The sequence below is a fragment of the Ectobacillus sp. genome (genome assembly GCF_056992975.1).
In genome coordinates this window covers 1-9,374 of the sequence record NZ_JBXKMX010000292.1, presented here as the reverse complement: position 1 = coordinate 9,374, position 9,374 = coordinate 1, and the positions used below count along the sequence as shown (strand labels likewise).

At 35.9% G+C, this 9,374-nt stretch carries 12 protein-coding genes; 2 read left to right on the top strand and 10 right to left on the bottom strand.

Annotation, left to right across the window (positions count from 1 at the left end; translation table 11 throughout):
• The 3 genes from AC11ZT_RS13350 to AC11ZT_RS13340 form a co-directional block, all read right to left on the bottom strand.
• On the bottom strand, positions 1 to 215 hold a 215-nt coding region (locus AC11ZT_RS13350; protein ID WP_484060068.1), incomplete at its 3' end, for a FeoB small GTPase domain-containing protein.
• Positions 215 to 445, bottom strand: coding sequence for a FeoA family protein (locus AC11ZT_RS13345; RefSeq protein WP_484060069.1), 231 nt, complete (start codon positions 443 to 445; stop codon positions 215 to 217). The genes AC11ZT_RS13345 and AC11ZT_RS13350, both read right to left, overlap by 1 nt.
• 130 nt (positions 446 to 575) lie before the next feature.
• Positions 576 to 1,349, bottom strand: a complete 774-nt coding sequence (locus AC11ZT_RS13340; RefSeq protein ID WP_484060067.1) for a Cof-type HAD-IIB family hydrolase — start codon at positions 1,347 to 1,349, stop codon at positions 576 to 578.
• 325 nt (positions 1,350 to 1,674) lie between these two features.
• Here AC11ZT_RS13340 and AC11ZT_RS13335 point away from each other — a divergent pair, with 325 nt between their 5' ends.
• Entirely contained in the window at positions 1,675 to 1,890 is a 216-nt protein-coding gene (locus AC11ZT_RS13335; RefSeq protein ID WP_379966867.1) for a DNA-dependent RNA polymerase subunit epsilon, read from the top strand.
• A gap of 3 nt (positions 1,891 to 1,893) precedes the next feature.
• Positions 1,894 to 3,561: a ribonuclease J1 gene (rnjA, locus tag AC11ZT_RS13330; RefSeq protein WP_484060066.1), complete on the top strand. Its 1,668-nt coding sequence runs from the start codon at positions 1,894 to 1,896 to the stop codon at positions 3,559 to 3,561.
• Between the two features lie 79 nt (positions 3,562 to 3,640).
• Here the strand turns inward: rnjA and AC11ZT_RS13325 are convergent, their stop codons facing one another.
• The 7 genes from AC11ZT_RS13325 to AC11ZT_RS13295 form a co-directional block, all read right to left on the bottom strand.
• Positions 3,641 to 4,225, bottom strand: a complete 585-nt coding sequence (locus tag AC11ZT_RS13325; RefSeq protein ID WP_484060065.1) for a DUF3501 family protein — start codon at positions 4,223 to 4,225, stop codon at positions 3,641 to 3,643.
• A gap of 62 nt (positions 4,226 to 4,287) precedes the next feature.
• Positions 4,288 to 4,716 (bottom strand): rubrerythrin family protein, encoded by a 429-nt coding sequence (locus AC11ZT_RS13320; RefSeq protein WP_484060064.1) that lies wholly within the window; start codon positions 4,714 to 4,716, stop codon positions 4,288 to 4,290.
• Positions 4,717 to 5,004: 288 nt separating this feature from the next.
• Positions 5,005 to 5,607 (bottom strand): response regulator, encoded by a 603-nt coding sequence (locus AC11ZT_RS13315; protein ID WP_484060063.1) that lies wholly within the window; start codon positions 5,605 to 5,607, stop codon positions 5,005 to 5,007.
• Positions 5,604 to 6,740 (bottom strand): sensor histidine kinase, encoded by a 1,137-nt coding sequence (locus AC11ZT_RS13310; RefSeq protein ID WP_484060062.1) that lies wholly within the window; start codon positions 6,738 to 6,740, stop codon positions 5,604 to 5,606. The genes AC11ZT_RS13315 and AC11ZT_RS13310 overlap by 4 nt, the downstream gene beginning before the upstream one ends.
• A gap of 140 nt (positions 6,741 to 6,880) precedes the next feature.
• Positions 6,881 to 7,912, bottom strand: coding sequence for a Delta(5) desaturase DesA (gene desA / locus AC11ZT_RS13305; protein WP_484060061.1), 1,032 nt, complete (start codon positions 7,910 to 7,912; stop codon positions 6,881 to 6,883).
• A 291-nt stretch (positions 7,913 to 8,203) separates the two neighbouring features.
• Positions 8,204 to 8,872, bottom strand: a complete 669-nt coding sequence (locus AC11ZT_RS13300; RefSeq protein WP_484060060.1) for a potassium channel family protein — start codon at positions 8,870 to 8,872, stop codon at positions 8,204 to 8,206.
• A 139-nt stretch (positions 8,873 to 9,011) separates the two neighbouring features.
• Positions 9,012 to 9,374, bottom strand: a 363-nt coding sequence (locus AC11ZT_RS13295; RefSeq protein ID WP_484060059.1) for a cytochrome d ubiquinol oxidase subunit II, incomplete at its 5' end; no start/stop codon positions are given.

Genomic DNA, 9,374 nt, shown 5'->3' with positions numbered 1-9,374 from the left:
AACTGTGTTGCGACTTGTTCATCCTTTGAAAGTGGATGAAGAGAATATACACCAGGCAAATCAATTAAGGACCCCTTTTCATTTCGCAGCACGCCAACCTTTTTTTCTACCGTTACCCCGCTCCAGTTTCCAACATACTCGTAAGACCCTGTTAGCGAATTAAACAAGGATGTTTTCCCTGTATTTGGATTTCCAAACAAACCAATGTGATGCATCATATTTCCCCCAGACTTACGTAAATTCTACTAGCCTCAAGACGTCGTAAGCTGATTGATTGGCCGTGAGCCTCGATAATGAATGGCCCTCCAAATGGGAGTTTTCTCTTAACAGATATTATAACTCCCTCATCTATTCCCATATCTAGCAATCTGCGCTGTATCATGTGACTAAGATTAGATACATCTTGAATGATTGCCTTCCTATCTAATTCTATGTTTGATAACATCATTCTAATCCTCACGTCCTTGCCTTAACGATAATGATAATTATTTTCATTTACTATGTATTATATGACACAATGTTAAGAGTGAGAAGCTTTTTTCTTCTCACCCTCGTATTATTTTCTGGAGCACTCCTTATAATAACCCGGCCCACTTTAATCCGGTCAAAATGCCATCATCGTCTACATTTCGGGTTACAAAGTTAGCCACTATTTTTACTTCTTCCCGACCATTTCCCATTGCAATACCAGTTCCGGCAGCTTTAATCATTTCAATATCGTTTAACCCATCCCCAAAAGCAAATACTTGATCGCGCTGAAATCCTAACTTTTCTATAAATTTATAGATACCTGCTGCTTTTGATCCACCGTTAGGAAGAATATCCATGGAATAATCATGCCAACGAATAAATTGAAATTGCGGATATTCATGCAAGAAGGATTGTTCCTGTCCCTCTTCACAAAAAAGTAACGCTTGGTAAATATCGTGCGCCTCATAAAACGCTGGTTCATATGGCGGATGATCAAAATGTAACGTTCCCAAGCTTTCAGCAACGAAGTGATGCTGCATAACAGTTGCTTTCATTTCTCTTTCATTCATAAAGACGAGCGGAAATCCTGATTCATTTGCAAAGGATGTGAATTGATGCAATGTGGAAACAGGCAATTGTTGTCGATGAATAACCTCATTTTCAAATACCACATATTGTCCATTAAAGCTTATATAATTAGGTATGTTTAATTCTTTTCTTAGATCTTCAAACATGAATGGTGCACGTCCCGTTGCAATGGCTACATGAACTCCTTTTTCCTGTAATTGTGTAATTGCTTCTTTCGTAGAGTTTGGGACTTGCTTCTTCTCATCTAATAACGTTCCATCAATATCAAAGAATACAATTTTATCATTCATTTCTTATAATCCTTTCATCTTGGATTTACATCCTACTACATGCATCATCTTATTCTATCTTAGACAAGGGCTCAACAACCAGAAATGACGAAACCGTACCAGATTTGTAATATCTCTTTTCTCATATTTTTCCATTTCCATCGTAAAAATATGTTTGAAAGTAGAAATCATAGGTAAAACTAATTAAAAATGAGGACAGTCAGACATAAATTGACACGAAACATGTGTATTTTTTTCATTGCAGAGGAAAAAACATGAAAAAGAAATGTATTTCCTTTATAATAGATTAAAGATATGCAAAATAGATACAAGGAGAGGTTTTACGATGATTTTTAAAGTATTTTACCAAGAGTCTGCTCTAGAAGTACCTGTGCGCGAAAAAACAAAGGTACTATATATAAAGGCAGAATCGGAACGCGAAGTTCGAACAAAAATTATTCCAAAGGGTTATAACATTGAACTTATTCAAGAGCTTGCCGGAGCTCATCTTGAATATGAAAAGCAAAATGTTGAAAACTTTGAGCTGTTGGAGAGTATTTAGTATATGAAGTTTTTAAAAAATGATCAAACCGCTGTATTTGCGCTTGGAGGACTAGGCGAGATTGGAAAAAACACATACGCGGTTCAATATCAAGATGAAATTATTGTAATAGATGCCGGCATTAAATTCCCTGAAGATGAGCTTCTCGGAATTGACTATGTAATACCAGATTATTCGTACCTCGTTCGCAATGAGGACAAAATTAAAGGTGTATTTATTACGCATGGTCACGAAGACCATATCGGTGGTATTCCTTACTTACTGCGCCAAATTAATGTTCCCATCTATGGTGGAAAATTGGCGATCGGACTCATTAAAAATAAATTAGAAGAACATGGACTACTTCGGAAAGCCAAACTTTACGAAATAAGTGAAGAGGATGTAATTTCATTTACTAATACTTCCGTTTCATTTTTCCGAACAACTCACAGCATTCCTGATTCGTACGGTATCGTTGTAAAAACACCACAAGGACAAATTGTTCAAACCGGTGATTTCAAGTTCGACTTCACACCAGTTGGAGAGCCTGCAAATATGACAAAAATGGCTCAAATCGGAAAAGAAGGCGTGCTTTGCTTATTATCTGACAGTACGAATAGTGAAGTACCAAACTTCACAATGTCAGAACGCCGAGTTGGAGATACGATTTATGACATTTTCCGCAAAGTAAACGGACGGATTATATTTGCAACTTTCGCTTCTAACATCCATCGCTTACAGCAAGTTGTAGAAGCAGCCGTAGCAACAAATCGTAAAATTGCTGTATTTGGCCGAAGTATGGAAGCCACTTTTGATATCGGACAAAATCTAGGTTATATTACTTGCCCAAAGGAGACGATTATCGATTCCTCACAAATCAACCGTCTTCCTGCCAATCAAGTTGTTATTCTTTGTACAGGTAGTCAAGGAGAGCCTATGGCGGCGTTATCTCGAATTGCGAATGGGACGCATCGTCAAATTCAAATTAATCCTGGTGATACAGTGGTTTTCTCTTCCTCACCAATTCCAGGAAATACTGTCAGTGTAAATAGAACGATTAATTTGTTGTACCGTGCTGGTGCAGATGTTATTCATGGACCACTTACAGATATTCATACAAGTGGTCATGGCGGTCAGCAAGAACAAAAGCTTATGCTTCGACTAATGAATCCTAAATTCTTCATGCCTATTCATGGTGAATATAGAATGCAGAGAATGCATGCAAAACTAGCTACTGAGTGCGGTGTTCCAGAAGAAAATTGTTTTATTTTAGATAATGGTGATGTATTAACCTTACGTGAAGACGAAGCATCTATTGCAGGAAAAGTGCCATCTGGTTCCGTATATATTGACGGAAACGGAGTAGGCGATATCGGAAATATTGTACTGCGTGATCGTCGTATTCTATCCGAAGAAGGTCTTGTGATTGTTGTGGTTAGCATTGATATGAAAGCATTCAAGATTGCTGCTGGACCTGATATCATTTCTCGAGGATTCGTATACATGAGAGAAAGCAGTGATTTAATTAACGATGCACAGTCATTAATTGCTGGTCACTTATCGAAAGTCATGGAACGGAAAACAACCCAATGGTCTGAAATAAAAAATGAAATTACGGACACACTTGCCCCATTCTTGTATGAAAAAACAAAACGTAAGCCAATGATTTTGCCAATCATAATGGAAGTATAAAAACTGCAACAAAAAAAGAAGGTATCTGCTACCTTCTTTTTTGTTTAAAACTCCAAATAAAAAAAATCCTACTTTCACCTTATACCAAATCGCCCTGTAAACTCTTTAGACATGAAGGAGGTATTACTGTTTCCTCCGCAAGATTTGGATGCGTTAGTTTTAATTTTACTACTGCGTCATCTGCAGACTCTTGTAGCCGTTGTTTTGCAGATTGTGTTAAAGGAAATTTAAGATAGTGTACACTTGTCGTTGCTTCACGATCATCATGTTCTTCCTCAAACACTGCCTGAATGGTTTCATCCCCAACGGTTAGCTGTAAATAATTTTCAATTCCTTTTAATTGAACTAACAGGTTTCCGAGATGCTCTAAATCATCCCATTCAATAAAAAGGGTAGCAGACAACTCATTTTCCTTTGGAATCATATAATCATAAATAGAAATATACTCATCCAATTCTTCTGGATCTGTTAAATCTTCACTATGTACGAGCTCCAGAATTTGAAATAATACCGTATTTCGATTTTCAAATAATATTGAAATATGATCTGATAATTTAACACGACGATTATTTTTGTAAGCAATCATTTTTTGAAGGTACTCATCTCGTCCCTCCCGATATGTATCTAATGGGACGATATCTTTTCGCGTAATAGACTTTGTCATACGTGCTTTACCTCCTTATGTTTAGAAAAACCCGATCCCGGAATGAGGGACCGGGTAGAATTTTAGTCTTCTAAAGAATCAAGCAATTTTTGGAAGCGTTTTGCATGTACACGTTCTGCTTTTGCCATTACTTCCATCCATTCGCCGATTTCTGCAAATCCTTCTTCACGAGCTGTTGCAGCAAATCCAGGATACATTTCTGTGTACTCATATGTTTCCCCAGCAATAGCAGATGCAAGCATTTCTTTTACATTTCCTACTGGCAGACCTGTTGCAGGATCCCCTTCACCGTTGTTACGTAATGCATCAAAGTGACCAAAAGCATGCTTTGTTTCACCATTTGCAATGCTACGGAATAAGCTTGCTACCTCTTCAACACCTTCAGTATCAGCTCTTTCAGCAAAATACAAGTAGCGACGATTTGCTTGTGATTCCCCAGCGAATCCAGCCTTTAAATTTTCAGCAGTTTTTGTTCCTTTTAAATTAGTCATAATTCAATTCCTCCCTTTCCATCCATTTGTTATGTAAGACAGATTATATATCCATCTTCTTGGATACATCTAACACAATCACAGAGCCCCATACGAATACATTAATAAGAAAAGTACCAACTCTATAACGTATGTTAGCTTCTACCATTATTGTAATCCTACCGTCCCATTATATCAAATATATCGATTCATTTCGTTTCGCACACTTATAAAATACAAATTGTCTAATTAAAATAAAGTATCCCTTAAATGAGATACTCAGTTACAATCAGAATGATTCTAATTATATTAATGTTTAAACCAGCCTTTTTCTTTCGAATGAGTAATGGCTTCTATACGGTTTGTCACACCTAATTTATCCATAATGGTAGATATATAATTTCGGACGGTGCCTATTGTAATACTAAGTGTGCTCGCAATTTCCTTTGTATTTTTCCCAACAGCCACCAACTCCAAGACATCCATCTCTCGTTCCGTAAGAGGGTTTTCTTCACTATATACATCGTCCATTAGCTCAGGGGCATATATTCTTCTTCCTATCATAACATTGCGAATAGAGCTAGCTAACTCCTCGCTAGGACTATCCTTTAACAAATAACCACTAACACCAGCCTTTAGTGCACGCTGAAAATAACCGGACCTAGCAAATGTAGTCAAAATAATCACCTTACAGGCTTTTTTCTTTAGTTCCTCTGCAGCCTCAAGCCCGCTCTTTCCAGGCATTTCAATATCCATAATACAAACATCTGGTTCAAATTGATTTACAAGGTCTATCGCTTCATTCCCATTACGCGCTTGCCCAACCACTTCCATATCCTCTTCTAAATTAAGTAAGGAACCAAACGCACCTAATAGCATTTGTTGGTCCTCAGCAATGACAATGCGAATCATTTGAATTCCTCCCTTTCAGATATTTTCACAACATTTGGAACCTTTATTATTAATATCGTTCCCTCCTCCGTGACAATTTCTAAGCTTCCATTCACAAATTCTAGCCGCTCCCTCATCCCTTTCAAACCGCTGCCTTTATTAAAGCAAACTGATTTTTCAAGAGCAATTCCGTCATCACGGACTTTAATAATTGTCTCATTCGAAGTTTGTAGTAAAGAGATATAACAATTTTTTGCTTTGCTATGCTTAACAACATTTGTAACTGCTTCTTTTAAACACATACTTAAAATATTTTCTGTTAACAAGGATACATTTACCGAAGAAAGATCCTGCTCAAAGACGATGTTAATTTGCGCTGCTTTCAGAATTTGCTTCACGCGAATCATTTCATCTTTCAATCTTAGACCACGCATATTAGCAACCATTTTCCTTACTTCATTTAGTGCCGTTCTTGCAGTTTGTTGAACATCTTTCAGTTCTGCTCTCGCTTGTTCAGGATTACTATATACTAACTTCCTAGCTAAATCACTTTTTAGCCCAATAAGCGACAATTTCTGTCCTAATGTATCATGTAAGTCGCGTGCAATTCGCTGCCGTTCCTCTTGCTTTACTAAGTCAGCAATTCTTTTGTTTGCATCTTCTAGTTTCTCTTCTAACTGTCCTCGTTCTTTCCGATACCTAAGGCTTAATGGAAGCAAAATAACACTTATTAAAATAACAAGTACAAATGGCAATTGCTTTACAATCTGATCTTCATGAAGAATAATACTAAAATTAATTACTATAGCCGTACTAACTAAGTGAATAAAATATAACGTCAAAAAAGAAACCTTATCCTTAATAGTACCTATAAAATAGGCTAGAAAAAAAGCAAAATAAACATAGCTGAACAGGCTGATTGATAATACAGATATGCCGATAAGAATACAAGTCCATACATACACAGCCCAACCTTTAGCAATATATGCAATACGATATATAAGTAAAAATAAAATAGTGATGACAATTCCAAAGACAATTTTAAACGTAGAAGAAGACTGTAAAATAAAATAAAAAGGGAGAATTGCTAAAACAGTCCATATATAAGGAGAAATTCCAGTGCTTTTTAATAAATTCCAATATTTTTTTAGCATGTTGCAACCTCATTTAGCATAACTTAATCATTTTACTTATATTGTAACACATAGCTATAAAAAAACTCCTCTTATATACTGAAGTATAAAGAGGAGTTACCCATTTGTCTCGAACAGTTAAAAAGTGAAGAACAAGATAATTAAAGTTCGGGTTTTACCCTAGTTGAAATTGTTTTCTTAGATTCTGACTTAATATGATTATAGCCAACAAATTTCTTTTCTTCCTCATCCCACAAATGAAAACGAATAGAACGTATACTTGTAGCAATCGTAATCGTAGGTACATGCTGTAAGAGTTCAGAGCTGTTATGAGCTGCTTCTAATTTATAATTCGGCACTCTTGGGCTTAAGTGGTGGACATGATGATATCCTATATTACCAGTAAGCCATTGTAATAATTTCGGTAACTTATAAAACGAGCTACCTTCTACTGCAGCCTTTATATACTCCCAGTTTTCGTCTTCCTCAAAATACGAATCCTCAAAGGTATGTTGTACGTAAAATAACCAAATGCCAGCAGAACCGGAAATTAAAAAGATGGGACCTTGTACAAGCAGAAAAGCTTTCCAACCAATTGCAAGACAAAGCAATCCAATTACTGATACAATTAATATATTTGTCAAATACAAATTCATACGCTCTTTAAGTCCCGCGTCTCTGCGATTAAATCGATTCTTTAAAAGAAAAATAAATACTGGACCAAGCCCAAACATTATGATTGGATTTCGATAAATTCGATAGGATATCTTACGCCAAAATGATGCTTCTCTATATTCATCCACGGTAAGAACCCAAATATCCCCTGTTCCCCGCTTATCCAAATTACTACTTGTCGCATGATGAACGGAATGATCATGTGCCCACTGCTCATAAGGAAAGAAAGTTAATACGCCTGTAATTGTTCCAAGTATTTTATTGGCAAGTCTGTTTTTAAAAAACGAATGGTGACAGCAGTCATGGAAAATGATGAAAATCCGTACTAAGAAACCTGCCGCAAGAGTAGCAACTGTCAATGTCAAAAGGTATGAAAATGACAGACACTCATAGGCAAGGTACCACAGTATAAAAAACGGTACAATCGTATTTATAATTTGCCATACACTTGCCTTTGTTATTGATTTTTCAAAAGGAGCCACTTGTTTTCTTACATTCATTGAATTATTTAGGGTCATTTAATCCATTTTCCCTTCTGTACTATTGTTAAGTTAATTATAAAGAAAAGAAATCGATCATTATAGTAGCAGCTGTCATATAGGAAATATGACAAATATCATGTAGCATACACTCGCTACACTCTATAACGATTTCTACTTGTTTAGGCTGTCCCTGTAGTCCCTGCGACTATACGTATATTTTATAAATTCTAATTCACAATATAAGGAGATTAAATAGTAACGATTAAATGCCATAAAAAAAAGAAGGTATAACTACCTCCTTTTTGTAAATCAAATAATACGATACATTTACTTTACTAAATAAGCTTCAAACTGATCTACTTCTTCATCCCCGCCAATTACAATTAAAACATCACCTTCACGAATTTCATCGGTCGCTCTTGGTGAAACCATTACACTTTCATGCCGTTTAATGGCTACAATATTTAAACCAAATTTTGCTCGAATATTAAGGTTTTGCAGTGTATGACCATTTATTTTTTTACTAGCTACAATTTCAACAATACGAAGCTCATCGGAGAGTTCTAAATAATCAAGCACACTTCTTGAGGATATATTATTCGCAATCCGTTTCCCCATATCTCGTTCAGGGTGAACAATGTGATCTGCACCGATTTTCCGAAGTACCTTTTCATGATAATCGTTTTGCGCTTTAACTGTAATATTAATTACACCCAGTTCTTTTAAAATCAATGTCGTTAAAATACTCGCTTGAATATTATCTCCAATCGCAACTACGACATGATCGAAATTTCGAATTCCTAAGCTTTTCATTGCAATTTCATCCGTAGAATCTGCAATAACAGCGTGTGAAGCAATTTTCGAAAATTCATTTACACGATCTTCATCGATGTCAATTGCCATTACCTCCATGCCAAGCTGATATAATTCTCGGCATATACTCGCACCAAATCGTCCAAGCCCGATTACTGCAAATTCTTTATTTTTCACACTCACGAGAAACTCCTCCAATAATCATGTTTGAATCATTATATATAACCCCGACAATAACTTTATTGTATTTGATTATTGTAAGATTAGCACGGACTTTCTATGTATGAAGAAGATATATCTAATTTTAGAAAATAACGTTCAATTATTTCGTACTTTTCACATGCTTGGCATCGAATAGAAACAGACGAAGTACAAACACAATGGAAGTAATGAACAAGACAAGACCTACCGCAAATGCAATAACTAATGCATTACTCACTAAGTCATTCGTAAGTCCCGTATGAATTGTTATATACGGATACAATATATATGGTAAATGACTAGCACCATACCCAAAAAACGCAAAAAAGTATTGAAACATAACAAAGATAAAAGCAAGTCCAAATCGACTACGATGGTATAAAAAGTGCGTTGCTCCTAAAAAACAAGCGAACGAAAGAACAAATGTCCATACAATGCTAGGTTCAATCATATGCTGAAAATGATTAAAATTATAGGTTCGTAT

Coding starts and splice junctions, on each gene's coding strand:
- AC11ZT_RS13340 (WP_484060067.1), bottom strand. CDS start 1,349: ATGAATGATAAAATTGTATTCTTTGATATTGATGGAACGTTATTAGAT.
- desA (WP_484060061.1), bottom strand. CDS start 7,912: ATGACCCTAAATAATTCAATGAATGTAAGAAAACAAGTGGCTCCTTTT.
- AC11ZT_RS13345 (WP_484060069.1), bottom strand. CDS start 445: ATGTTATCAAACATAGAATTAGATAGGAAGGCAATCATTCAAGATGTA.
- AC11ZT_RS13310 (WP_484060062.1), bottom strand. CDS start 6,740: ATGCTAAAAAAATATTGGAATTTATTAAAAAGCACTGGAATTTCTCCT.
- AC11ZT_RS13335 (WP_379966867.1), top strand. CDS start 1,675: ATGATTTTTAAAGTATTTTACCAAGAGTCTGCTCTAGAAGTACCTGTG.
- AC11ZT_RS13325 (WP_484060065.1), bottom strand. CDS start 4,225: ATGACAAAGTCTATTACGCGAAAAGATATCGTCCCATTAGATACATAT.
- AC11ZT_RS13315 (WP_484060063.1), bottom strand. CDS start 5,607: ATGATTCGCATTGTCATTGCTGAGGACCAACAAATGCTATTAGGTGCG.
- rnjA (WP_484060066.1), top strand. CDS start 1,894: ATGAAGTTTTTAAAAAATGATCAAACCGCTGTATTTGCGCTTGGAGGA.
- AC11ZT_RS13320 (WP_484060064.1), bottom strand. CDS start 4,716: ATGACTAATTTAAAAGGAACAAAAACTGCTGAAAATTTAAAGGCTGGA.